Annotated in this window: 22 protein-coding genes and 1 tRNA gene; 8 read left to right on the forward strand and 15 right to left on the reverse strand. The window is 72.6% G+C overall.

Annotated elements, in window-relative coordinates:
* Positions 1–40 precede the first annotated feature (40 nt).
* Entirely contained in the window at positions 41–1,393 is a 1,353-nt protein-coding gene (locus ACFYYN_RS21285; RefSeq protein ID WP_500547077.1) for a hypothetical protein, read from the reverse strand.
* A gap of 209 nt (positions 1,394–1,602) precedes the next feature.
* On the opposite strand from ACFYYN_RS21285, the gene ACFYYN_RS21290 reads away from it, so the two are divergent.
* Positions 1,603–2,175 carry a hypothetical protein gene (locus tag ACFYYN_RS21290; RefSeq protein WP_500547078.1) on the forward strand — a complete coding sequence of 191 codons (573 nt, stop codon included), beginning with the start codon at positions 1,603–1,605 and terminating at the stop codon, positions 2,173–2,175.
* Here ACFYYN_RS21290 and ACFYYN_RS21295 read toward each other — a convergent pair.
* The 3 genes from ACFYYN_RS21295 to ACFYYN_RS21305 all read right to left on the reverse strand — a co-directional run bounded on the left by ACFYYN_RS21295 (position 2,162) and on the right by ACFYYN_RS21305 (position 4,384).
* Positions 2,162–2,881, reverse strand: coding sequence for a vWA domain-containing protein (locus tag ACFYYN_RS21295; RefSeq protein ID WP_500547079.1), 720 nt, complete (start codon positions 2,879–2,881; stop codon positions 2,162–2,164). The two genes, ACFYYN_RS21290 and ACFYYN_RS21295, sit on opposite strands and share 14 nt — an antisense overlap.
* Before the next feature lie 74 nt (positions 2,882–2,955).
* Positions 2,956–3,699 carry an aminoglycoside 3'-phosphotransferase gene (locus tag ACFYYN_RS21300; protein ID WP_500547080.1) on the reverse strand — a complete coding sequence of 248 codons (744 nt, stop codon included), beginning with the start codon at positions 3,697–3,699 and terminating at the stop codon, positions 2,956–2,958.
* Between the two features lie 73 nt (positions 3,700–3,772).
* Complete coding sequence (locus ACFYYN_RS21305) at positions 3,773–4,384, reverse strand: hypothetical protein (RefSeq protein ID WP_500547081.1); 612 nt, start codon at positions 4,382–4,384, stop codon at positions 3,773–3,775.
* A 259-nt stretch (positions 4,385–4,643) separates the two neighbouring features.
* Between ACFYYN_RS21305 and ACFYYN_RS21310 the strand changes: the two genes are divergently transcribed.
* Complete coding sequence (locus ACFYYN_RS21310) at positions 4,644–4,847, forward strand: cold-shock protein (protein WP_499512323.1); 204 nt, start codon at positions 4,644–4,646, stop codon at positions 4,845–4,847.
* A gap of 129 nt (positions 4,848–4,976) precedes the next feature.
* On the opposite strand, the gene ACFYYN_RS21315 is transcribed toward ACFYYN_RS21310, so the two are convergent.
* The 9 genes from ACFYYN_RS21315 to ACFYYN_RS21355 form a co-directional block, all read right to left on the reverse strand.
* A complete protein-coding gene (locus ACFYYN_RS21315; RefSeq protein ID WP_500547082.1) occupies positions 4,977–8,030 on the reverse strand; it encodes an FG-GAP-like repeat-containing protein in 3,054 nt (1,017 codons plus the stop codon).
* A gap of 445 nt (positions 8,031–8,475) precedes the next feature.
* Positions 8,476–8,862 (reverse strand): nuclear transport factor 2 family protein, encoded by a 387-nt coding sequence (locus ACFYYN_RS21320; protein ID WP_500547083.1) that lies wholly within the window; start codon positions 8,860–8,862, stop codon positions 8,476–8,478.
* A gap of 118 nt (positions 8,863–8,980) precedes the next feature.
* Positions 8,981–9,054: transfer RNA gene (locus ACFYYN_RS21325), tRNA-Ala, on the reverse strand.
* A gap of 62 nt (positions 9,055–9,116) precedes the next feature.
* Positions 9,117–9,998, reverse strand: coding sequence for a divisome protein SepX/GlpR (gene sepX / locus ACFYYN_RS21330; RefSeq protein WP_500547084.1), 882 nt, complete (start codon positions 9,996–9,998; stop codon positions 9,117–9,119).
* Positions 9,999–10,138: 140 nt separating this feature from the next.
* Positions 10,139–10,759 (reverse strand): GNAT family N-acetyltransferase, encoded by a 621-nt coding sequence (locus ACFYYN_RS21335; protein ID WP_500329012.1) that lies wholly within the window; start codon positions 10,757–10,759, stop codon positions 10,139–10,141.
* Positions 10,756–11,244, reverse strand: a complete 489-nt coding sequence (locus ACFYYN_RS21340) for a MogA/MoaB family molybdenum cofactor biosynthesis protein (protein WP_499512326.1) — start codon at positions 11,242–11,244, stop codon at positions 10,756–10,758. The genes ACFYYN_RS21335 and ACFYYN_RS21340 overlap by 4 nt, the downstream gene beginning before the upstream one ends.
* Positions 11,241–11,723 (reverse strand): cyclic pyranopterin monophosphate synthase MoaC, encoded by a 483-nt coding sequence (gene moaC, locus ACFYYN_RS21345; RefSeq protein ID WP_500328923.1) that lies wholly within the window; start codon positions 11,721–11,723, stop codon positions 11,241–11,243. Before moaC ends, ACFYYN_RS21340 begins: the two co-directional genes overlap by 4 nt.
* 56 nt (positions 11,724–11,779) lie before the next feature.
* On the reverse strand, positions 11,780–13,123 hold the full coding sequence (locus ACFYYN_RS21350) for a molybdopterin molybdotransferase MoeA (protein ID WP_500328922.1): 1,344 nt from the start codon (positions 13,121–13,123) through the stop codon (positions 11,780–11,782).
* Positions 13,120–14,028: a UTP--glucose-1-phosphate uridylyltransferase gene (locus ACFYYN_RS21355; protein WP_500328921.1), complete on the reverse strand. Its 909-nt coding sequence runs from the start codon at positions 14,026–14,028 to the stop codon at positions 13,120–13,122. The genes ACFYYN_RS21350 and ACFYYN_RS21355 overlap by 4 nt, the downstream gene beginning before the upstream one ends.
* Positions 14,029–14,108: 80 nt before the next feature.
* Between ACFYYN_RS21355 and ACFYYN_RS21360 the strand changes: the two genes are divergently transcribed.
* On the forward strand, positions 14,109–14,705 hold the full coding sequence (locus ACFYYN_RS21360) for a 5-formyltetrahydrofolate cyclo-ligase (RefSeq protein ID WP_500547085.1): 597 nt from the start codon (positions 14,109–14,111) through the stop codon (positions 14,703–14,705).
* Positions 14,706–14,799: 94 nt separating this feature from the next.
* Here the strand turns inward: ACFYYN_RS21360 and ACFYYN_RS21365 are convergent, their stop codons facing one another.
* The gene (locus ACFYYN_RS21365) at positions 14,800–17,634 is read right to left on the reverse strand and encodes a penicillin acylase family protein (RefSeq protein ID WP_500547086.1); all 2,835 of its coding nucleotides are present in this window, start codon (positions 17,632–17,634) and stop codon (positions 14,800–14,802) included.
* A 166-nt stretch (positions 17,635–17,800) separates the two neighbouring features.
* Here ACFYYN_RS21365 and ACFYYN_RS21370 point away from each other — a divergent pair, with 166 nt between their 5' ends.
* The 5 genes from ACFYYN_RS21370 (at position 17,801) to ACFYYN_RS21390 (ending at position 23,305) form a co-directional block, all read left to right on the forward strand.
* Complete coding sequence (locus ACFYYN_RS21370; protein WP_500329011.1) at positions 17,801–19,300, forward strand: potassium/proton antiporter; 1,500 nt, start codon at positions 17,801–17,803, stop codon at positions 19,298–19,300.
* A 292-nt stretch (positions 19,301–19,592) separates the two neighbouring features.
* On the forward strand, positions 19,593–20,846 hold the full coding sequence (locus tag ACFYYN_RS21375) for an MFS transporter (protein ID WP_500547106.1): 1,254 nt from the start codon (positions 19,593–19,595) through the stop codon (positions 20,844–20,846).
* A 66-nt stretch (positions 20,847–20,912) separates the two neighbouring features.
* Positions 20,913–21,230, forward strand: a complete 318-nt coding sequence (locus tag ACFYYN_RS21380) for an FmdB family zinc ribbon protein (protein ID WP_500328918.1) — start codon at positions 20,913–20,915, stop codon at positions 21,228–21,230.
* 121 nt (positions 21,231–21,351) lie between these two features.
* Entirely contained in the window at positions 21,352–22,365 is a 1,014-nt protein-coding gene (locus ACFYYN_RS21385; RefSeq protein WP_500547087.1) for a zinc-dependent alcohol dehydrogenase family protein, read from the forward strand.
* 79 nt (positions 22,366–22,444) lie between these two features.
* The gene (locus ACFYYN_RS21390) at positions 22,445–23,305 is read left to right on the forward strand and encodes a universal stress protein (RefSeq protein WP_500436138.1); all 861 of its coding nucleotides are present in this window, start codon (positions 22,445–22,447) and stop codon (positions 23,303–23,305) included.
* 45 nt (positions 23,306–23,350) lie between these two features.
* On the opposite strand, the gene ACFYYN_RS21395 is transcribed toward ACFYYN_RS21390, so the two are convergent.
* On the reverse strand, positions 23,351–24,034 hold the full coding sequence (locus ACFYYN_RS21395; RefSeq protein WP_500328915.1) for a helix-turn-helix domain-containing protein: 684 nt from the start codon (positions 24,032–24,034) through the stop codon (positions 23,351–23,353).
* Between the last annotated feature and the right edge of the window lie 180 nt (positions 24,035–24,214).

Raw genomic sequence — 24,214 nt, forward strand, 5'->3', positions numbered from 1 at the left:
CCACCCGATCCGGCGGCCGGAGCTGGGCATCGGGCCGGGGTCAGGCCCTCGGCCTGAGGGAGCCGTCGTCCAGGAGCCATTCGCGATGCAGGGCGCCGAGCGGGACGCGCTGCTCCATGAGCGGGGTGCCGAAGACGCCCAGGCGCAGTTGCAGCGCCCCGGTGAGGTCCACACCGCCGTACAGCCTCCAGGCCAGGGCCGCGGAGCCGGCGCTGCCCCGGGACGCGGCGCCGGCCGTGGCCTCACCGCGCAGGTAGGGCGCGAGGTCGGCGGTGACGCCCACGGCCCCGTACAGGCCGACGCTCGCCTCGGCGCCGACCGTGGCCTTGACCCGGCCGGTGGCGGTCAGCGCGGCGCGGACCGGGGTGCTCGTCATGTCGGCCGCGGTGACCGGTCGCCAGCCCGCGGTCCGCTCGTAGTCGCCGCCGAGGCGGAATCCGCCCTTGAGGTCCTGCCGTACGTCGACGCTCACCGTGCCGTCCGCCTCGACCTGGAGGTAGCAGGTCAGGTCGAGGTTGACGACCACCGGGACCGGCCCGACCTGGATGACCGGGTCCGCGTGCAGCCTGGCGAAGGGCACCCGCAGCGGCCGGCCGCCTTCCGCCGGGACGGCTGCCCGGCCGCGCACCTCCCAGCCGGAGGTCCACCGTCCCGACAGGCCGAGGAACGCGGCGTCGGGCGAGAGCGCCGGACCGCCGTCGTAGGAGAACTCGACCTCGGGCACGACCTCGACGTAACCGGACACCCGCAGGCCCGCGGCGGGCACCCCGCCCTCCGCGCCGACGTCCAGGCGCAGGCTGCCCAGGGGCAACTGGGCACCGCCCGGGCCGGTCGTACGGCTGCCCGGCGTGGCCCGGGAGACCTCGACGTCCGCCACCAGGGGCTCGACGTCCACCTCCGCGGGGTCGACCGGCACGGTGCCCTCGGCCTTGTCCCCGCCGAGCAGGGCGCTCATCGTGGCGGGCGCCGTCTCGACCCGGGTCCGTGTGCCGTCGCCGTCCAGGACGCGGGTGACCTCGGCCAGCAGCCCGTCGGGGGCGCCCGGGGCAGGACCGCTGGCGATCACGTCGCCGGTTCGCGGCGCCTCGGCGGCGGAGATGACGGCCCGCCGGGTCCTGCCGTCGTACGAGGCGACCTTGAGCGCCGCCCGCCGGGCGCGCCCGTCGCCGCCGGCCCGGGCGACGGCGGTCGAGGTGTTCGTGGGCGCCGCCCTGACGGCGAGGTCGTGGGACGGCGCGGCCTGGACGCCGGCCGCGGCCCGCGCGGTAGCGGACGGCGGTGCGGCCGGGGCGGGGGTGACGGCCGAGGGGGCGGCGGCCGAGCACCCGGCGAGCAGCAGGGAGACGGCCGCGGCGGCGGCTAAGCGGACGTGCCTGGAGGCGGATGCGCGCATGGAGGGTCCTCGGAGCGTGTGGTGGGGGGTACGCACGGCAGAGAGGGCAACCCGCGACTTACCGGCGGGTAACAACCGCCCTGAGCATCCCACGTGGCCCGGGCGCCCCGTGGCGGATCCACCCCCGGCCCTGCCATGACCTCGGTCACACGCCACGCCCCCCGCCCCGGCCGCGGACGTTGTCGGTCCCGCCCCCTACCGTGGCCGCCATGTCCGAACCGTCCGACACCCCGCAGTCCTTCACGACGTTGTGGACCAACGACCTCTGCCGCCGGCTGACGCGCGACGGCTACACCGGACGCCCGCTCCGCGTCCTGTTCGGCGGCCCGCACCAGTCCCTGCCCAGCTTCCGGCTCGCGGGCGTACGGCCCGGCGACCGCGTCTTCCCGCTGCGCGTCCACCGGACCAGGCTCCATGTGCTGGGCCGCCTGGAGGTGGCACGGATCATCCCGTACGAGGAGGCCGCGGACGAGCTGGCGAAACTGCCCGACTGGTCGCCGCTGGAGGGCGGTTGCGTGTCCGAGGTGCTGGTCGGCCCACCCGGCACCCCGCTCGACTTCGGCACCACCGTCCCCGGCGAGCTGCTGGAACGGCTCACCTACCGCTCGCGCCGCGCCGAACGCCGGCTGCGGTTCGTCGAGGACGGCCGTCTGATGCGGTCGGTCGGCCTCCAGGGCGTCTACCGGCTCGCACCCGGGTCGGCCGCCGAACTCGACCGCCTCGTCGCGACGGCCGCCGCACCCACCGCCGGTCCCGCCGAGGTGACCGTCAGCCCCGGATGACGCCCGCCGCCCGCGCCGCCGCCAGCCACTGCGGGAACTCCTCCATCAGCGCCGCGTACAGCTCGGCGTCCGACGCCGCCGCGGGCTCCTCCCCGGCGGCGTGGAAACCGGCGTTGTCCACCACCCGCTTGGCGGGCACCGGGAGTTCGTCCAGCTTGCGCAGGAAGTCGAAGTCCTTGCCCTCCGGATCCCCGAAGCCGACGAACTGCCAGAAGAGCGGCAACCCGGCCGCGGAGCACAGCAGCCGCTCGGCGGCCGTGCGTGAGGAAGGACCGCCGTCCGTCTGGAAGATGACGAACGCGGGCTGCGTCGCGCCGGACGCCCGGTAGTGGTCGATCACCGCCTGCATCGCCAGGTGGTAGTTGGTGCGGCCCATGTGGCCGTAGCTGTCGTGGAGCGCGTTGATCCGCCCCTCGTAGCCGTCGAGGCCGATCTCGGCGACGCCGTCCACCTCTGTGGAGAAGAAGACCACCGGCACGGCCCCGTCGTCGTCGAGGTTCGCCGCGAGCCCCAGGGCCTGCTCGGCCAGCCGCTGCACCGTGCCGTCCCGGTAGTGCCGCCGCATGCTGCCGGACCGGTCCAGCACCAGGTACACCGCGGCCCGTTCCCCCGCGACCCCGGCCTTCTCCAGCGACACCCGGGCACCCTTGTACAGGCTCACCAGCCCGGGCGCCGCCGCCTGCACCTTCTCCAGACCGATGGCCATTGCGCCCCGCCCCCTCACGCTCGCGCTTCCTCTTCCGCCCCGATCGTGCCACCCCACCCGCCCGGGGTCACCGGTCAGGTGACGCTCCACAGCCGCCGGTAGAAGGCGGTCCGCTCCGGATCGGGGGCGATGCCGTACGCGTCCAGGAGCGCGTCCTCCCAGCCGGGGCCGTAGTTCCACTCGGTGCTCCAGGTGGCGACGGCCAGGTCCGCCCAGCGGTCGGCCAGCCCGAGGGCGCCCATGTCGACGTGGCCCGACCAGGTCCCGTCCTCCCCGAGCAGCGTGTTGGGCGCGCAGGGGTCGCCGTGGCACACCACGAGCCGCTCGACGGGCGGCGCCGGCGGCAGGTCCCCCGGCACGTCCCTGCCCGACCGCCGGGCGCGTTCCAGGCGGGTGCCGACGGACCAGTCGTACGGGCAGCGGTCCACGGGCAGCCGCTCGTGCAACGCGCGCAGCCCGGCTCCCAGCGCACGCACCGCGGTGCCGGGATCCGCCGTCCAGCGCGGGCTGACGGCACTCTCCCCGGGCAGCCCGCGCGTCACCAGCCAGGCCCCGTCCCCGTCCGCCCCGTGCTCCAGGACGGGCGGCACGGGTGTGAAGCGGCCCGCCCACTCCAGGCGCTCCGCCTCGGCCCCCAGATCCAGCCCCGAGCCCGCCGGCGCCCACTTGGCGAACAGCCGGTCCTCCCCCGCTCCCAGCCGGAACGTCACCCCGCCCGCCTCGTTCCGCCACACGGGCAGCGGCGTCCGCTCCCCCGCCAGCGCCCCGATCGGCGCGGGCACCTCCACCTCGCCGTCCGGCGGCCTCGAAATCCCCACCGTCGCATGCTCCCCCCGAACCCCGCCGAAGGCCAGCCCATTTCCCGCGGCCGGGGCGTCCGGCGGGAGTGCCCTACGCGGCCCGGCGCGTGGTCGTGGGTCGCGACGAGGTGGCCAGTGCCGCCAGGCAGGCGGCCACCACCGGCACCGCGATCAGCAAGGCGGCCAGCAGCCCCCAGGGGACCACGATGAGCACGTGCTCGGTGATCCGGGGCGCGGTGCCCTCGTCGAGCTGCCGTTGGTGGAAGGCCAGCATGATGCGCCGGTCGACCAGGCGGAGGCCGATGGCCGGGACGATCCCGGTCACGGCGCCCAGCACCACGCCTGTGGCGGCCACGACGGCGCATTGGAAGGCGCTGAGCAGTCGGCGGATCCCGGGCGGCGCGCCGACGGCGGCGAGCGTGGCCAGGTCGGTCTCGGCGTCGGCGCGTGCCAGGCCGGTCGCGGTTCCGGCGGCGCCGAGCGTGATGACCGCGGCGAAGATCCCCAGCGCCAGCGGCACGACGTCGGTCGGGTCGTCGGGGCCCTCCTCCAGATGGAACCGGACGTCGGCTCCGGTGTCGTCGAGGGCCTGCTGCGTCATCTGCCGCTGCGTGTCGGTCGGCGGGTGCGTGGTGGTGAAGTAGGCGCCGAACGGCACCGTCCCGACGTGCGCCGACCTGGCCGCCGCCCGGGGTACGACCATGTCCACGCCGCCCCGCCAACGCTCGCCGCGAGCACCTGCCGTGCGAAGGTGCGCTCCATGAAGGCCCGTTCGCAACCCTCGGCCCGGGCCCCGCGCCACCGGGGAACACACGACCCGCGAAGACACCTGCGCCGACGCAGGCGTATTCGCTGGCGAAGGCAGCACATCATCGGGTAAGCAAGGAGCGGCGGCCCGGAATCGAGGGTCCGCCGGCGCGCCCTGGGTGCGCCGCAGCAGCAGCATGCGAAGGACGAACACCGTGGCATCTGGCGTCGTGAAGTGGTTCAACGCGGAGAAGGGCTTCGGCTTCATCGAGCAGGACGGGGGAGGGCCGGACGTGTTCGCCCACTACTCGAACATCGCCGGCAACGGCTACCGCGAGCTCACGGAGGGTGAGCACGTCACCTTCGACGTGACGCAGGGACAGAAGGGCCCGCAGGCGGAGAACATCGTCCGCGGCTGACGGGCCCCTGCCCCGCGCACTGAGTCACGCCACCCGCGGTGGCGCCGACCCCAGGCGCGGCGGCCCGGCAGACCGCAACTCGGTCTGCCGGGCCGTGTCCGCCGGGCGTGTCCGCCGGCCGGGGACGACTCAGGACACGCTCTTGTAGGCCTTCCAGCCCGTCGCGATCTTCACGCGGGCGGCGAAGGTGCCCTTGCCGTGACCGGTCTGCCGGTAGAGGACGCCGGCGGTGTCCCGGGCCACCAGGTCGGCCTTGCCGTCGCCCGTGATGTCACCGACGCCGACGACCGCGTTGTACGTGGCGCCCCAGTCCTTCGCGACCAGGACCCGGGCCTTGAACGCGCCCTTGCCGTCGCCCTCGTAGCGCCACAGCTCGTTGGACTTGTCCTGGGCCAGCAGATCGCCGAACCCGTCCCCGTTCAGATCGCCCGCGCCGATGAGCCTCTTGTACTCGTCCCACGACGCCCGGATCCGCTTGCCCGCCGCCAGCTTCCCACCGCTCGTCGCGGCGAACAGGTAGATGTCTCCGTTGGAGGACTTGCGCGCGATCAGATCGGCACGGCCGTCGCCCGTCACGTCCCCCGGCGAGGTCAGCACGTTGTACTGCTGGAAGCCGGTGCCCAGGGAGGTGTACGGCGTTGACGTCGTGACCGCCTTGCCGCAGCCCGGCTTGTACGCCCGCACGGTGCCGCTGCTGAAGCGCACGATCACGTCGTTGCACCGGTCACCGCTCACGTCGCCGTAGGGGACCGCGGTGATGCCGGCGGGCCACCCGGCGCCCGAGAGCGTGCCCGAGAACTTCCCGGCGCCGTTGCCCTTCTGGAAGGCGAGGGTGCCGGAGGAGGTGAGCGTCAGCAGCTCGCCGAAGCCGTCACCGCCCGCGAAGTCCCGTCGTACGGCTGCTCCACCGCTCAGCTTCACGCTTCCGGAGGTCGTCAGTGCCGCGCCGGCGCCGTCGGCGGGGACGGCGCTGAGCGTCCAGGTGTAGGCGCCGTTGGCCAGCAGGGCACCCTTGGCGTCCCGGCCGTCCCAGACGGCGCTGATCGTGGCCCGGGCCGCGCCCCCGCTCACCGTCCGCACCACCGCGCCGGTCGCCTTGCGCTTGAGCACCAGCTTCCACGACGCGGCGGGCTTGGAGAGCCACCACTTCCCGCGCCAGCCCACGGGGGTGGAGTCGGTGTCGACGGTCGTGCCGACCTGCGCGTCCGGCACGCTCAACGCGGACGCGGGTACGGCGACGTTGAGCACGTGGACGTTCTGGGCGGTGTCGGTGTAGGCGACGTAGCCGGTGTACGGGTCCACCGACCAGGAGACGGAGTTGCCCGCGAGCGTCCGCTTCACCACGGTGCCGGTGTGGACGTCGTACAGCGTCAGGACACCGTCGCTCTCACGCGAGACGACGAAGCCGTCGCCGAGTCGTTGGACGCCCGTGTAGGGCAGCGCGACCTGCTTCTTGGTCACCGTGTCGTAGACGCCGACCTTGACCGTGTCCCCGCTCGGGCACGCCCAGCGCACCCAGCGGCCCACCGCCGCCAGGGCCGCGCTGTCGGAGCAACCCGTCAGGGAGAAGCTGGTGATCCGTGCGCCGGTACGGAGGTCCTGGGCGGCCACGCCCGTCGTCCCCGTCGGCGTCCACAGGGTGCGTCCCCACAGGGCCCAGCGCGACCCCTCCGGGAGCTTGCGCAGCACGCTGCCGGTGTCCAGGTCGGTGAAGTTGTAGTTGTCCTTGCCCTGCCGGTACCAGACGACCGCCGTCCGGCCGGAAGCGGCACTGAGTGCGACGTCCTCGGGGCCGGAGAAGCCGGTGGCGCGCTCGGTCACCGCGCTCGCCGGGCCGTCGCCCGTGGCGTAGAGGCTCTGCGCGTCGGCCTCGCCGGCGTTCGCGAAGCCGGTGTAGACGACGCGCCCGTCGCCGGTGGCCTTGATCAGCGGGCACCCGGTGGTGCAGTTGCTGTGCCGGCGCGCGACGGGGGCCACCTGCCGCCGCTCGCCGTACGTCACCTGGGTGGTGCCGCCGAGGTCACGGCTGTAGAAGGCGGTCAGGCCGTTGCCGTTCTCCAGCGTGACGAGCCGTCCGTTGGACACCGCCACCTGCTCGACGGCCATGGGCACGGGCGGCAGGCCGGTGATGCGCGTGGCCTTCGGACGCCCGTCGGCATCGGCGGTGATCCTCCCGATCCCGTAGTCGGTGGCCGACTCGCCTCCCGCGAAGACCAGGCTCCCGTCCGGGGCCGGGACCGCCGTCGCGGACGCACGGGTGACGAGAGGGCGCTCGGCAGAGCCGTCGAAGGGCAGGGCGGACAGCCGCCACACGGCCGTCGCCGAGTCCGCCACGCCGTACTCCGGCACATGGCGCGCCACGACGAGGGCGTCCCCCACCGTGCCCAGGACCTTGGCGTCGTCGGACAGCGCGACGGTGTGCGCGGGAGCGTCCCAACTGCCGCGCGCGTAGGCCGCCACCGTGCCCGACGCCCGGCTCAGGACGTACCGCGAATCGATCACCGGGGTCGAGTCGGCGACGCCGGCGGGAAGGAGGACCGCCTTGCCCGTGGCCACGTCGACCCAGGCGTAGGAGCCGGTGGAGGTGCCGGGGAGGGAGACGAACAGCAGGAATCCGTCACTGGACCCGTGCGGGAAGAGGGGAAAGACCGCGCCTTCCGGAAGCCCGGTGACCGGGACGTCCACCGTGGTGCCGTGGTCGTCGTGCAGGAGGTGCAGTCCGGTGTGCTCCCCGTTGGTGTTCTGGACGCTGAGGACGGTCCGTCCGTACGTCTGCATGTAGTACTGCTCGCCGGGCACGGTGACGGTGTCCACGGTGCCGTCCGTCATGTCCCGCAGGACGACGTGGTGCTGGTACTCCAGGGCGACGACGTCCGAGGTGCCGGAGGTGCCGAACGAGGCCGGGCCGTGTCGTCCCGGGTCGTCCATCTGCACCCGGGTACCGTCGTTGCGGGTCCACCACAGGGCTCCGCGCGCCGAGACGGAGCGGTACTCGAGGAACCCGGAGACACCTGCGCTCTGCAGCGAGGCCCGCTGCGGCATCGAACGGGGCTCGGCCGGGATGACCGTCTCCTGCGAGGTCGCGGCCCGGGCCGGCGTCGGCGGCGGACCGTAGCCCACGGCAACCGCGCACGCCACGGCGGCAGTCACGGCGGCGATACGGACGAGGGCACGTCTGGCCACCCGTTCCTCCTGGAAGTCACGAAGAAAGCGGAGCGGCACAGCGGCAGCCGTGTCGCGGCGCTCCCGCGCCGCGCGATTCCCCAAGCCCCCCGGCTTGTACCCCCCACGCAATTGTCAAGGACCGTAACAGTCGCCCCAGCAGCCCCGGAAGCCGCGGCAGCACACGAACGGGCCCGGCGGATGATGTTCACCCACCGGGCTCTTTCCGTTCCATCGGCGTCAGCCCTTCCGCCTCCGGCGCGGCTCGCCGGGTGGGAAACCCGCGAACCGGGGCCCGAACGCCGGGATCCCGACCCGACGGTGACCGTCGGGTCGGGATCCCGTGCGTTGTGGACCTGAGGGGATTCCCTCTGCGCACCGGGATTCCCCCCGGACTCCCCGCCCGTTCCGGCACGAGAGTGGCACGGCCTCCGCGCTGGTGACCCCCTCGATGCTGAATCCGCCGCTATGCGACTTCCGGCGGCACGGGAGTGGCCTGGTGGTAGTACATCCGCCACTGCGCTCCGCTGCCCCGCTTGCGCCAGAGTGAGCTGCGGCGGGCCCGCCGACCGTTGATCGTCGTCTCGTACGTGAGGTGCACCAGTCCGGGAGCCAGGACGACCCCCGTGACGTCCGTGGGCTCGTAACGGGGACCGTCTTCGGAGCTGCCTTCCATGTCCGACAACTCGGCCAGCATGTGCGCATAGGTCCATCGCCGGCCCGAGGAGCCGACCTCGACGAACTCAGGGTCGAGCAGTTGCCCGGTCAGGGACCGCGACGCCCGCACGATGGGATCCATGAGACGCAGCTCGCCCGCTATCGCCTCGCTCACCTCGTCTGGTTCATCGCTCACGCACGCATCATTGCTCAGGTAGTCAGGTGCCGCGCAACTGGCGTGCTGCTGCACTTCGCTGCCGTACGGCACGACAAAGCCCCTGCCGGATCTCTCCGACAGGGGCTTCGAGCTGTTGTGGACCTGAGGGGATTCGAACCCCTGACCCCCTCGATGCGAACGAGGTGCGCTACCGGACTGCGCCACAGGCCCTTGCAACGAGGAAAACTCTAGCATCCCGGCGGGGGTGCTCCGCGCCCCCGGGTGCGGGGAGGTCACTCGTTGGCGGCGCGGGGGCGGTCGCGGTCGGCGTGCTGGTCGAACAGGGGGGTGCGGGAGCGGTCGCGGGAGCGGCGCGGGGTGACCGGGGCGGTGGAGAAGGTCGGCCGCGGGGCCGGGACTTCCCAGGTGTCCTCGGTGGGGACGCGCTGCTGGTCGACCCACTCGGCGTGGTCGGTCTGCTCCACGAGGGCGCGCCGGTCGGCCGTCGCGGGCTCCTCGGCGGGCGGTGCGGGCTCCACCACGTCGTGCGCGTCGAGGGGGGCGGGCTCGCGGGTCGTACGGGCCTCACGCAGCCGCTTGGCGGCGTCGGCGGCGCGGCGCTGGTCGAGCTTGACCACGAACCGGCGGCGTTCCTGGGCGCGCAGGTAGGCGATGTAGAACGTGAGCAGCACGGCGGGCGCGGCCGGGGCCCAGAGGAAGGCGACGCCGCCGACGGCGGCGACGATCATGCCCGCGGTGAAACCCAGGAAGAGCAGCGTGATGGTGCGGCGACGGGCGGCGAGCACCTTGGCCCGCGGATTGGGCTTCTTCGACTTCCCGGACTTCGCCTGACCGCCCTGCTTCGCCTGCTTCGCCTTCTTCCCCGACGCGCCCGCCTGGCCGCTCTGCCGGGACGTCGGCTTCACTTCCGTCGCGGGCACGGCAAGGGCCCGGACGTCGACCGCGGGCTCCGCCTCGGCCTCCGATTCCGGGTCCTCCGTCTTGGCGTACCTGCGCTCCAGTGCCGCACGTCCGGACAACAGCCGGATGGCGGTGCTGAAGCGTTCCGTCGGGCGCGCTTCGTTGAGCTCGTCCTGCCTACGGAGCCACATCGGCACCAAGTAGGCAGCCCAGGCCCCGACGATGACTGCGTAGATGAGGCCGCTGCTGCTCACGCATCACACGGTAGGGGGGTTCGCGACAGGGCATACGCAATTTGGCGCGGTGTGTCGCACGATCTGGCTGATACTCCGAAATTTTTTTCTGATTGCGTTCAAGTCGGAGTCGGATCCGCGGCTATTTTCGAACAGATATTTTATTTGTGAGCCGTGCCAGGTCGGGCCTGGTGCCAGCGGTGGAGCATTCCCTCCGGCACCTCCTCCGCCGTCAACGCGAAGACCAGATGGTCACGCCAGGCTCCGTCGATATGGAGATAGCGGGGGCGCAGGCCTTCCTCGCGGAAGCCGAGTTTCTCCACCACCCGCCGGCTCGGCATGTTCTCCGGCCGGATGCAGACCTCGATGCGGTGCAGTCCCACCGCGCGGAAGCAGTGGTCGGCGGCGAGCGCGACCGCGGTGGGCATGACCCCGCGGCCGGCCACGGCCTCGTCGACCCAGTAGCCGACGTGGGCGCTGCACATGGAGCCCCAGGTGATGCCGGCGACGGTGAGCTGTCCGGCGAGCCGTCCCTGGTAGTCGATGACGAACGGCATCATGCGGCCCGCGGCGGCCTCGTGGCGCAGATGGCGGACCATCTGCCGGTAGGTGGGCCGCTGGGTGAGGTGGCCGGGGGGCGCCGGGGGCACGGTGGCCTCCCATGGGCGCAGCCATTCGCGGTTGCGCCGGTTCACCTCGCGCCAGGCCCGCTGGTCGCGCATCCTTATCGGGCGGAGGAGGACGTCCCCGTCCGCCAGCTCGGTCGGCCAGGACCCGTTCAGCTCGGTCTCCCAGACGTAGGGTGGTCGCCGCCGTGGATCTGCTCGACGGCATGGACGAGGATCGGGGCCAGGACGGCCAGGCCGTCCTTGACGCCCCCGGTCGACCCCGGGAGGTTCACCACCAGGGTGCGCCCGGCGACACCGCAGACGCCACGGGACAGGGCGGCGGTGGGCACCTTCTCGCGGCCCGCGGCCCGGATGGCCTCGGCGACACCGGGGACCTCGTAGTCCAGGACGGCGCGGGTGACCTCCGGGGTGCGGTCGGTGGGCGAGATGCCGGTGCCGCCGGTGGTGACGACGACGTCGTACCCCCCGGCCACGGCTTCCCGCAGCGCGCTGCCGACCGGCTCGCCGTCCGGGACGACGCGCGGGCCGTCGACCGTGAAGCCCATGTCCCGCAGCCCGGCGACGATCAGCGGGCCGCCCCGGTCCTCGTAGACCCCGGCGGCCGCGCGGTTGGACGCGGTGATCGCGAGCGCCCTCATCGGCTGCGGCTCCAGTCCCCGGACTTGCCGCCGGTCTTCTCCTCGACCCGTACGTCCGTGATGACCGCGGCCTTGTCGACGGCCTTGACCATGTCGACGACCGTGAGCGCGGCGACGCTCACCGCCGTGAGGGCCTCCATCTCGACGCCGGTGCGGTCGGTCGTCCTCACGGTGGCCGTGATGTCCACGGAGGAGTCGCCCACGACCAGGTCGACCTTCACCCCGGAGACCGCCAGCGGGTGGCAGAGCGGGATGAGGTCGGGGGTGCGCTTGGCGCCCATGATCCCGGCGATGCGCGCGGTGGCGAGGGCGTCGCCCTTGGGCACCCCCTCGCCGCGCAGCAGCTCGATGACGCGGGGCGACACCAGGACCCGGCCGGTGGCGCGGGCGGTACGGGCGGTGACGTCCTTCTCCGAGACGTCGACCATGCGGGCCGCCCCCGCCTCGTCGATGTGCGTCAGATGCTGCTGTTCTGTCATCGGTACGGCACTCCCACTGCTCGCCGCGTGCTCGCGTGGGCAGTAACGGTACCCGCTCAGTCGAGCAGCACGACCTCGACCTCCGAGCCCGCCGCGACCTCCGTCGTGTCCTCGGGCACCACGATCAGCGCGTTCGCGTGGGCGAGCGCCTTGACCAGGTGCGATCCGGCCCCGCCCACGGGGGTGACCCGGCCGGTGGAGGGGTGGTAGCGGCCGCGCAGAAACTGCCGCCTGCCCTTGGGCGAGGAGGTCAGTCCGCCCTCGCAGACGGCCTGCACGGTCGTCCGGAAGACCGGCTCCACGCCCATGAGGGTGCGGATCGCGGGCCGGACGAACAGCTCGAAGGAAACGTAGGCGCTGACCGGGTTGCCGGGCAGGGCGAGCAGCGGGGTGCGCTCGGGCTCCGGCGGCGCGGCGTCCGCGTCCTCACCGCCGCCCTCCGCCTCGCTGCGCGCGCCGACGTCGATGAAGCCGAAGCCCTGCGGCTTGCCGGGCTGCATCGCCAGCTTGCGGAACTCGATCTCCTCGCCGAGCGCCTCCTTCACCACGTCGTACGCGCCGACGCTGACGCCTCCGCTGGTGACCACGAGGTCCGCCCGGATCAGCTGGTCCTCGACGGTGGCCCGGAAGGTCTCGGCGTCGTCCGCGACCGCGCCCACCCGGTAGGACTGGGCGCCGGCCTCGCGGGCGGCGGCCGTGAGCATGAAGCTGTTGGAGTCGTGGATACGGCCCGGGCCCAGCTCCTCGCCGGGCGGGACCAGCTCACTGCCGGTGGAGACCACGACCACCCGCGGCCGGGGCCGCACCCGTACGGTGGCCCGGCCGACGGCGGCGAGCAGGGCGATCTGCGGCGGGCCCAGCACCGTGCCGGCGCTGAGCGCCAGCTCACCCGCGGCGACGTCGCTGCCCCGGGCGCGGACGTGGTCCCCCGGCCCCACGGGCCGGTAGACCCTGACCTCGCCGCCCACGGCGTCGGGGCTCCGGCTCGCGGCCGGCATGCCGACGACCGGAGCACCGCCGGTGCCGCCGTCGGTCCACTCGACGGGGACGACGGCCTCGGCACCGGGGGGCAGCGGGGCGCCGGTCATGATCCGGGCGGTCTGCCCGGGCCCCACGGTGGGCAGTTCGCCGCTGCCGGCCGCCACGTCACCGATGACGGTGAGCACGGCCGGATGTGATGCGTCGGCGCCCTGGGTGTCGGTGGTGCGGACCGCGTAGCCGTCCATCGAGCTGTTCGCGAAGGGCGGCAACGCGACCGGCACCATCACGTCCTCGACGAGGACGCACCCCTGTGCGTCGAGGAGTTGCAGCTCGATGGGTTCCAGCGGCTTCAGCTGCCGCAGGATGTTGTCGAGGTGCTCCGAGACGGACCAGACGCGGTCGGCCGTGCCACTGCTCAAGCTTGCATCTCCTCGCTGACATACGTGCGCAGCCAGGACCGGAAGTCCGGGCCCAGGTCATCACGTTCGCATGCCAGTCGGACAATCGCACGCAGGTAGTCGCCACGGTCTCCGGTGTCGTAGCGCCGGCCGGTGAAGATGACACCGTGCACGGGGCCGTCCGGGCCGTCCTGCTGGGCCAGTTCGCGCAGCGCGTCGGTCAGCTGGATCTCACCGCCGCGGCCCGGCTGGGTCTTGCCGAGCACCGCGAAGACCGCCGGGTCCAGCACGTAGCGCCCGATGACGGCGTAGGCGGAGGGGGCCTCGCCCGGCGCGGGCTTCTCGACGAGGTCGGTCACGCGGACCACGTCGCCGTCGGAGGTGGGGGCCACGGCGGCGGAGCCGTAGAGGTGGATCTGGCTCGGGTCGACCTCCATCAGCGCGACGACGCTGCCGCCGTGCTGCTCCTGCACCTCGATCATGCGGCCGAGCAGCGGGTCCCGGGGGTCGATCAGGTCGTCGCCGAGCAGCACCGCGAAGGGCTGGTCGCCGACGTGCGGCTCGGCGCAGAGCACGGCGTGGCCGAGGCCGCGCGGGTCGCCCTGGCGAACGTAGTGCATGGTGGCGAGGTCGCTGGACTCCTGGACCCTCGCCAGGCGGGCCTCGTCGCCCTTGGCGGTCAGCGCCGACTCGAGCTCGTAGTTGCGGTCGAAGTGGTCCTCGAGCGGACGCTTGTTCCGGCCTGTGATCATGAGGACGTCGGAGAGGTTCGCGGCGACGGCCTCCTCCACGACGTACTGGATGGCGGGCTTGTCCACCACCGGCAGCATTTCCTTGGGAGTCGCCTTCGTGGCGGGCAGGAACCGGGTGCCGAGACCGGCGGCAGGGATCACAGCCTTGCTAATCCGGGTACGTGCGTGCGTCATGGGACAACGATAACCGCTGTATATGAGGTGAAGATGAAGTTGCGGTTGCTTGATGGGGATAGGCGGCGGTTGCGCGTCAAATGAGTGACAAAAACGTTAGCAAGAGGGAGTTGCGGGAGCACCTCCTCCAGGTGAGACGCGGGTTGACGGCCCGTGAACGCACGGTGGCCGAGCGGGCGATCGCGCAACACGCCCTGGATCTGCCTGAATTGTCAGGCGCCCGGACGGTGGCGGCCTATGTGTCGATGGGCGGCGAGCCCGGCACCCGCACGCTGCTCGACGTGCTGCGCGAGCGCGGGGAGCGGGTGCTGCTGCCGGTCCTGCTGCCGGACAACGACCTGGACTGGGCCCCGTACGAGGGCCCCGGCGGCCTGGTGCGGACCGCCCGCGGACTGTACGAGCCCACCGGCCCCCGGCTCGGCCCGGCCGCGGTGACCGGGGCGAACGCGGTCCTGCTCCCCGGGCTGGCCGTCGACGGCCGAGGGCTGCGGCTGGGCCGCGGCGGGGGCTCGTACGACCGGGTCCTGGCCCGGCTGGACACGGCGGGGGTGACGCCCGCTCTGGTGGTGCTGCTGTACGCGCACGAGGTGCTGGACCGGGTGCCCGACGAGCCGCACGACCGGCCGGTCGACGCGGTGGTCACCCCCGAGGGCGTACGGCGCTTCGGGGACGGCTGAGGGGGGCGGACGAGGGAGCGGCGGACGGCTGAGGGGGGCGGGCCCGACGGCCCGCCCCCCTCCCGTGCTGGTCCTCGCACGCCGCCCGTGCGGGCTACGGGGTCAGCGCGAGGGTGTCCTCCGTGGCCCCGTCGACCCGCTGCTTGGTGAAGACCCACGGCAGCAGCTCGCCCTTGGCCCACTTGGTGGTCTGGTCGGTGTAGTGCGAGCTGTAGGCGTGGCCCGAGGCTCCGGTCAGGTTGATCCACCGGGACTTGTCGAAGTCGTCGAGCGAGACCACCATCCGCATCGACGGCACCCAGACGACCTCGTAGCCGCCGGCCGCGTTCCAGCCGGTCGCGTTGACCGCGGCCTCACCGCCGCCGAGCTGCCACGGGCCGCGGTTGAGCAGCCACCGGACGACCGCGGGACCGCCGGTGCCCAGGGTCTGGTTGCGCAGGTCCAGCGTGTGGAGGCGGCCCCAGCTCCAGGTGTCGATGTTCTTGCCGAGCTTCGCGGTCAGCTCGTAGCGGGCGTCCTTCATGGCCTGGGCGAGCAGCTCGTCGCGGGTGGTGCGGGTCCGGCCGCTGTCCTTGTCGTAGAAGGCCGTGGGGGAGGTCGTCCACCACGGGTTGTCCTCGTCGTCGAGGATCGAGCGCACGACCTCGAACCAGCGGTCGCCGCCGTCCGGCTGCGCCTGGTCCGCGGCGCGCCGGCCGCACTCGCGCACCAGCTTGGACGTGCCGTCGAGGTCGTCGACCGGGCCGGACCGGTCGGCGGCCGGGACGGTCAGGCACTGGCCCTCGGGGCGCAGCTCCTTGGGCAGCTTGTTGCCGAAGGCCAGCTTGAGGACGTTGCGCCAGACGGCGTTGAAGTAGGCCGCGGGGGCGGAGTCGGAGTCCTGGTTGTAGTCCCAGCCCTCCAGCAGCTTCTGGGCGTTGCGGACGTAGTCGTCCTTGTCGTCCTTGATGTCGATCTTGAGCAGGTACGGCACCAGGAGCTTGGCGATCTCACTGCTGTTGTCGCCCTGCATCTCCTGCATGTCGTCCATGGAGACCAGGCCGCCGTCCTTGATCTTGGACTGGACCAGGTCGTTGATCCGCTGGCTGCGGGTGCCGTAGCCCCAGTCCCGGGTGAGCAGGTAGGGGTACTCGTCCTGGTCGACCACGGCCTGGTTGGCGGTGACGATGTAGCCGCGCGTGGGGTCGTGATCGTACGGCATCGCGGAGAAGGGGATCCACTTCTTCCACTGGTACCGCGGGTCCCAGCCGGGGGCCGGGTAGGTGCCGTCGTAGCCGCTGGCGCGGACCGGGATCCGGCCGGGGGCCTGGTAGCCGATGTGGCCGTGGGCGCCCTTGTTGTCGGCGTAGATCAGGTTCTGGGACGGGACGGCGAAGTCGCGGGCGGCGGTCCGGAACTGGGCCCAGTCGGTCGCCGTGTCGAGCTCGAAGACCGCGTCCATGGTGTTGGACGCGTCCAGCGCCGTCCAGCGCAGGGAGACCGCGTAACCCTCGCCGCGGTCGGGCGCGGAGTTCGGCACCGGGGCGCGGTCGCCGACGGTGCGCAGCTCGGCACTGCGGTCGGAGATGACCGGGCCGTTCCTGGTGCTGCGCACCGTGATCGTGCGGTCGTCGCCGCCGGCGACCTTGATGGTCTCCTTGCGGGTCTTGAAGGGCTGCTGCTTGCCGTCGTAGAGGTAGGTGTCGGCGGTGACCTTCTCCAGGTAGAGGTCGGTCACGTCGGCACCGAGGTTGGTCATGCCCCAGGCGATCGACTGGTTGTGCCCGATGATCACACCGGGCATGCCGGAGAACGTGTAGCCGGCCACGTCGAAGGGGCAGGCCTTGCCGACGCTGTTGCAGTGCAGGCCCATCTGGTACCAGAGCGAGGGCATCTGCGGGGCGAGGTGCGGATCGTTGGCCAGCAGCGGCTTGCCGGTGGTGGTGTGTTCGCCGGAGACCACCCAGGAGTTGGAGCCGATGCCGTTGCCGTTGGGGCCCAGCAGCGCGGGGATCTGGTCGAGGGTGTCGGAGAGCGAGGCCAGCTGGGACTGGACGTTCTGCGTCGCGTCGGAGGTGGAGGCGGCGTCGGTGCCGGTCCCCGTGCCCGTGCCGTCGCCAGCGCCGTCACCGGAACCCGTACCCGTGCCGGTGCCGGTTTCCGTACCGGTTCCGGAGTTCGTGCCCGATTCCGTGGTGGTTCCCGGCGGTTCGTACTCGTCCGTGAGGTCGTTGACCTTCCCGTCCTCGACGATCGGGTGGTTCCGGTCGTACGGGTAGTCGGGGTAGAGCTGTTCGATCTGCTTGCGGCTCAGCCGGCTCGACAGCAGCGAGCGGTCGATCTCGTCCTGCATGTTGCCGCGCAGGTCCCAGGCCATCGCCTTGAGCCAGGCGACCGAGTCGACCGGGGCCCACTTCTGCGGCACGTAGTCGTTGCTGAACTTCAGCGCCGCGTACTCGACCGACAGGTCGGCGCCGGAGTGGCCGTCCAAGTAGGCGTTGACCCCGTCGGAGTAGGCCTGGAGGTACGCCTTCGTGGTGGCCGACAGCTTCTTGTCGTACTCCTGCTGCGCCACCCGGCGCCAGCCGAGCGTGCGCAGGAAGGCGTCGGTCTCGACCTGGCCGCTGCCGAACATCTCCGACAGCCGGCCGGCGGTCAGGTGCCGGCGCACGTCCATCTCGTAGAAGCGGTCCTGGGCCTGGACGTAGCCCTGGGCGCGGAACAGGTCCTCGGCGGTGTCGGCGTAGATCTGCGGGATGCCGTTGCCGTCCCGCTTCACTTGGACGGCGCCGGTCAGGCCCTTGAGCTGCAGGGTTCCGGTGGTCTGCGGGAGGGAGGCGCGGACGGTCGCGACGCTCCAGTACGACCCGTAGACGATGCCCGCCACGAGCACGAGCACGACCCCGATCACGATGAGGCGCGTGCGGCGGGACTTCTTCTTGGCGGGCATCGATGTCCTTCGAACGGCAGGGTGGACCGATTGCTAGGGGCCACCTTAGGCGTACCGGCCCGTAGGTCCCCAGGCGGTGTCCTTACCTGTGGATGGAGATCGCCACAACGCCAAGCACAGGTAAAATATTAGGTAAGGCAATGAACTTCGTTGGAAGGACCGGCTCCTGACTGTCGACCGCCTCAATGAACTCCTGCTGGTGTGCGCCCTCGTGCTGCTCATAGCGGTGGTTGCCGTGCGCCTCTCCTCGCGCAGCGGCCTGCCCAGCCTGCTCCTCTATCTGGGCATTGGGGTCGCAATAGGACAGGACGGACTGGGAGTCGCCTTCGACAACGCCGAATTGACGCAAGTGCTGGGATATGCCGCACTTGTGGTGATTCTGGCCGAGGGTGGTCTCGGCACCCAGTGGCGGGAGATCAAACCGGCGGTCCCGGCGGCGGCGGTCCTGGCGACCTTGGGCATCGCGGTCAGCGTCGGCATCACGGCCTCGGCGGGGCACTACCTCGTCGGGTTGGACTGGCGGCATGCGCTCCTGATCGGCGCGGTCGTCTCGTCCACCGACGCGGCGGCCGTCTTCTCGGTGCTGCGCAGGGTGCCGCTGCCGAGCCGGGTGACCGGTGTGCTCGAGGCGGAGTCCGGCTTCAACGACGCCCCGGTGGTCATCTTGGTGGTCGCCTTCTCCGAGCACTGGCCCGTGCACAACTGGGGCCTGCTGCTGGGCGAGATCGCCCTGGAACTGGCGATCGGCGCCGCGGTCGGCCTGGCCGTCGGCATGCTCGGCGCGTTCGCGATGCGCCACGTCGCGCTGCCCGCCTCCGGCCTCTACCCGATCGCGGTCCTGGCGATCGCCGTCCTCGCCTACGCGGGCGGGGCGCTCGCGCACGGCTCGGGCTTCCTCGCCGTGTACGTCGCCTCCGTCGTGCTGGGCAACGCCAAGCTCCCGCACCGCCCGGCCACCCGGGGCTTCGCGGAGGGGCTGGCCTGGCTGGCGCAGATCGGCCTGTTCGTGCTGCTGGGCCTGCTGGTGACCCCGCACGAACTCGGCGACGACATCGTGCCGGCGCTGGTGGTCGGCCTGGTCCTGACGGTGGTGGCGCGGCCGGTGTCGGTGACGGCGAGCCTGCTGCCGTTCCGCACGCCCTTCCGCGACCAGGTGCTGCTGTCCTGGGCCGGGCTGCGCGGGGCGGTGCCCATCGTCCTGGCGACGATCCCGATGGTGGCGGGCGTCCGGCAGAGCGAGCGCATCTTCAACATCGTCTTCGTCCTGGTGATCGTCTACACCCTCGTGCAGGGCCCGACCCTGCCGTGGGTCGCCCGCAGGCTCCGGCTCGGGGACCCGGGGGCCGCGGAGGACCTGGGGATCGAGTCGGCGCCCCTGGAGCGGCTGCGCGGACACCTGCTGTCGGTACGGATCCCGGAGCACTCGCGCATGCACGGCGTGGAGGTCGGCGAACTGCGCCTGCCCCCGGGCGCGGCGGTCACCCTGGTCGTCCGCGAGGACAGGAGCTTCGTCCCGCTGCCCACGACGGTGCTGCGGCATGGTGACGAACTCCTCGTCGTCGCCACCGACCCGGTGCGGGACAAGGCGGAGGCCCGGCTGCGGGCGGTGGGACGCGGCGGCAAGCTGGCCGGATGGCTGGAATCGGGCGGTGGGGCCGGCCGTTAACATGGCTGTCGACAGTCACCACCAACTCTGCCTGACGCAGAGCTGGCGCGACCGCCCGGCGGCCGGAGAGACCCGGTATCTACCTCGGTCATGCGCGAGAGGACAGCTCTCGGCGCACAGGAACGCGACCAGGCGTCCAGGGTGCGCTACCAGGCGGCGGAAAGGCCCGGCCGTGGCATCCACGGTCACGCGTACGTCCCGTTCGTCCCGATCCTCCCGTCCTTCGGGTTCCCCCCATCCGTCGGGTTCCTCCCGTCCTTCCCGTAGCGCGGCGCGCCCGGGATACGGGCAGCTGCTGCGCACGCCGGGTGCGTGGGCCTTCCTGCTGCCCGGGTTCGCCGCGCGCCAGCCCTTCGCGATGCTCACCATCGGCATCGTGCTGCTGGTGCAGCACACCACCGGCTCCTACGGCACCGCCGGTGCCGTCTCGGCCGTCACCGGCGTCGCCATGGCGCTGTTCGCCCCGCTGAGCGGCAAGTTCTCCGACCGCTTCGGCCAGGGCGCCGTGCTGCTGCCCGGGGTGCTCGTCCACGCGGCGTCCGGGACGCTGCTCGCCGTGCTGGCGCTGACGCACGCGCCGCTGTGGGCGCTGCTGGCGGTGGCGGTGCCCACCGGCGCCTCGGTGCCGCAGGTCGGACCCATGGTGCGGGCCCGCTGGGCGGCCACGCTGCCGGCCGGGTCGCCGCTGCTGCAGACGGCGGCGGCCTTCGAGTCGGTCACGGACGAGTTCACCTTCGTCATCGGGCCGGTGCTGGCCACGGCGCTGGCCACCGGGGTGCACCCGGCGGCCGGGCTGCTGTCCGAGGCCGTGCTGACGCTCGCCGGCGGACTGCTCTTCGCCGCGCAGCGGCGGACCGCGCCCGCACCGTCCCGGTCCGTCCCCGGGGACCGGAAGCGGGAGGCCTCGGCGCTGACCGTGCCCGGCGTGCGGGTGCTGGCCGTGGCCTTCCTCGGGATCGGCGCCGTCTTCGGCGGCATGCAGGTCTCCATGACGGCCTTCACCGAGGAGATCGGGCGGCCCGGGATCAACGGCCTGCTCTACGGGACGTTCGCGGCCGGCAACATGCTCGCGGGCATCGCGTGCGGCGCCGTCGCCTGGAAGTCCGGACCCAAGCGGCGCATGGTGGTCGGCTACACGGCACTGACCCTGGCCACCTCGATGCTGTGGGCGGCGCACGCCGTGCCGATGCTGGGCGGGCTCGCACTGCTGGTCGGACTCACCATCGCCCCGGCCCTGATCACCGGCTACACCCTGGTCGACGCACTCGTGCCGGCGGGGATCCGTACGGAGGCCTTCACCTGGCTGACCGGCGCGGTGGCGCTGGGCCAGGCGGCGGCCGCCACCGCCGCCGGGCGGCTGGCCGACGGGCTCGGGGCGAGCGCCGGGTTCACCGTGCCGCTGGTGGGCACCGGCCTGGCACTCGTCACGCTGCTCGTGCTGCGTGATCGGCTCGCGCCGAGGCGGTCCGAAGTGGTCGCGGCACGCGGCGCAGGAACCGGCCACGGCAGTGGCATCGGTCACCGAGAGCCGGTCACGGTGGACTGAGGCCGCGGAATGCTGCACTATTGACCGTCGTTAGCACTCAATGAGTCAGAGTGCCAGGAGGAGCAAGTGCCGACGTACCAGTACCAGTGCACCGCCTGCGGCGAGGGCCTCGAGGCGGTGCAGAAGTTCACCGACGACCCGCTGACCGAGTGCCCGGCTTGCAACGGCCGGCTGCGCAAGGTCTTCTCCGCCGTCGGCGTCGTCTTCAAGGGATCCGGCTTCTACCGGACCGACAGCCGCGGCTCGTCGTCCAGCAGCACGCCGGCCGCCAAGAGCAGCGGCTCGGAGTCGAAGTCCTCTTCGGACTCCAAGAGCAGCGGCTCGGCCGGCTCAACCGGCTCCTCCAGCGGCTCCACCAGCTCGGCGAGCACCTCGGCCGCCTGAGCGGAGCCCACGGCACCCTCGCCTGGTGAAGGCCCCCGTCGCGGGCGACGGGGGCCTTCTGCGTGCCCGCACGACCGGTTTCGTGCTGCAGCGCCGAGGCCTTCGGTCGCAGACTGGAGACATGCTGAGTGGTTGGGTCGTCGACCGGCCCGGACCCATGGTCACGGAGCCGCTGGTGCGCGTCGGACGCCCCAAGCCGGTGCCCGGACCGCGTGAGCTGCTGCTGCGCGTGGAGGCGTGCGGCGTGTGCCGCACCGACCTGCACCTGGCCGAGGGGGACCTGCCGCCGCACCGCCGGGAGACCGTCCCCGGACACGAGGTGGTGGGGCGGGTCATCGGCACCGGCGAGCGGGCCGACCGCTTCGCCGAGGGCGACCGGGTGGGCGTCGCCTGGCTCCGCGGCACGTGCGGGAACTGCGCCTACTGCCTGACCGGCCGCGAGAACCTGTGCCCGTACTCGCTCTACACCGGCTGGGACGCCGACGGCGGCTTCGCCGACTTCACCACCGTGCCCGAGGACTACGCCTACGCGCTGCCCGAGGACGCCGACGGCCGTGACGCCGTGCACCTGGCGCCCCTGCTGTGCGCGGGCATCATCGGCTACCGCGCCCTGCGCCGCAGCGACCTGCCGACCGGCGGGCGGCTGGGCATCTACGGCTTCGGCGCGTCCGCGCACATCGCCGCCCAGGTCGCGCTGGCCGAGGGGGCGACCGTGCACGTACTGACCCGCTCGGAGCCGGCGCGGGAGCTCGCGCTGGAGCTCGGTGCCGCTTCCGCGGGCGCGGCAGCGGACCGGCCACCGGAGCCGTTGGACGCGGCCATCCTCTTCGCCCCGGTCGGCGACCTGGTGCCGCCCGCCCTGGAGGCCCTGGACCGGGGCGGCACGCTGGCGATCGCGGGCATCCACCTCAGCGACATCCCGGCACTGAACTACCAGCGCCAGCTGTTCCAGGAACGCAGTCTGCGCAGCGTCACCTCCAACACACGACAGGACGGACAGGAATTCCTGGCCCTGGCCGCCAGGATCGGGATCCGGGTGACCGCCACTCCCTATCCCCTGGACGCCGCGGACCGGGCGCTGTCCGACCTGGCCGCCGACCGCGTCAACGGTGCGGCGGTCCTGGTGCCGGGCTGAGAGGTGGACGGGGCCGTGGGCGGTGCCGAACGGGACGGGTGGGGACGGAGCCGGGCGACAGCGAGAAGGAGGCACCGCCATGGACACCACTCACGGACCGGTCGTGGTCGGCACGGACGGCTCGCCCCGCGCCACCGCTGCGGTGATGTGGGCCGCCGGTGAGGCCGTGCTGCGCGATCGCCCGCTGCACATCCTGCACGCGGCCGGCATCGAGACCCGTTCCGGCAGGAACCTGTCCCCCGAAACCGCACAGCTGGTCCTCGACGGCGGCCGCGCCCTGCTGGACGAAGCGGCGGCTTCGGCCACCGGCCGCTATCCCGACCTGGCGGTCTCCACCTCACTCGGCAAGGGCAAGCCCGCCGAAAGTCTGCTGGCCCAATCCCTGGCGGAGGGTCTGACCGTCGTCGGCTGCCGTGGACGCGGTGGCTTCCACGCACTGCTGCTGGGCTCGGTCGGGCTGCGGGTGGCGACCCAGGCGCGCGGGCCCGTGGTCGTCGTGCGGGGCAGCGAGCAGCCCTCCACCGGTGTCGTCCTGGTCGGGATCCGGGACGAGACCGATCTGGCCACCGTGCGCTTCGCCGCCGACGAGGCCCGGCTACGGAAGGCCACCCTGCGCCTGCTGACCGCATGGAGCCTGCTCGGGGCCGTGGGCGAGATGGTGCCGGGGCTGGACGACGCCACGTCGGTCGGTGACCGGGAGGCAGCGGCGGAGCAGCATGTCGCCGACACGATCCGCGAGGAGTATCCGGACATCACCGTGACCGTGGACCTGGTCAAGGCCTCCTCCGCGAGCGGTGCCCTGGTGGATGCCTCGGCCCATGCCGATCTGCTCGTCGCTGGTGCCCGACGGCATCAGCGCTCCAGCGGCCGGCTGGCCCATGTGACCCACGCCGTGCTGCACCACGCACACTGTCCCGTGGCCGTCTTCCACCACCCCTGACCCCGGATCCCCTGGGCAGGCGGGCCGCGAAGGTCTCTCCGCGCGCTACACCGTGCGTATGAGGCTGCCCGTGATGTGGGTGGGGACGATGCGTATCCACAGATCGTCCTCACCCCCGGACCACGGGCCGGGGTGGGCCTCCAGGACGCGAGCATCCTCAGGATCGACGACGTGCTCGGCGACCCCGAGGACGAGCACGCTCCATCCCGCGCTGAGGCAGGCGTCGAGCTGATCGACCTCGAAGGCGACCTCGCTGCCCTGGGCGAGGGACGGGGGTGCGCCCGCGGCCGTGCGGTAGACGATCGCCCCGTCGACGACCGCGTAGTTCACCGGGACGACCGCGGGGTGGCCGCCGCCGGTGGTGAGCGCGATCCTGCCGACGTCATGGCCGGACAGCCGGGTCCAGCACTCCTGCGACAGCAGTTCCTCCATCACCGGCGGGCCTGCGGCCTCCGTCTCCCCGGGGACGTGCTCGGCGTCGCCCCCCAGGAGGTGGCTGGCGGTGGTCCGCAGCGCCCCCGCGAGCCGGAGCAGGGCGTTGGTCCCGATGGTGTGATGGCACTGCTCTTCCACGTACCGCACGTAGCTCGGCGTCATACCGGCCTTGGCGGCCACTTCCTCGCGGCTGAGCCCCAGTTGTTCCCGCCGCTGCGCGACGCGACGGCTGACGTCCCCCGGATGGGCTCTCGACCTCTCGGACGGGCCGTCGCGCAATGACTGCCTGGGCACGTCGACCACCTCCCGCTCTCGGGCTCGGACGCTTCGGTTCGTTACCAGCAAGCACACCACCGCGGGCGCCGCGCCGCCAGACCCGCCCGGCCCATCCCCTCGAACGGGTTACCGAGTTATCCACAACCGGTCGGTACTCCACAGGCCGCCGAGGGGCCGCGCCGCGATGCGTCATGGTGG

It is taken from the genome of Streptomyces sp. NPDC001902, assembly GCF_042891295.1.
GTDB lineage: Bacteria > Actinomycetota > Actinomycetes > Streptomycetales > Streptomycetaceae > Actinacidiphila.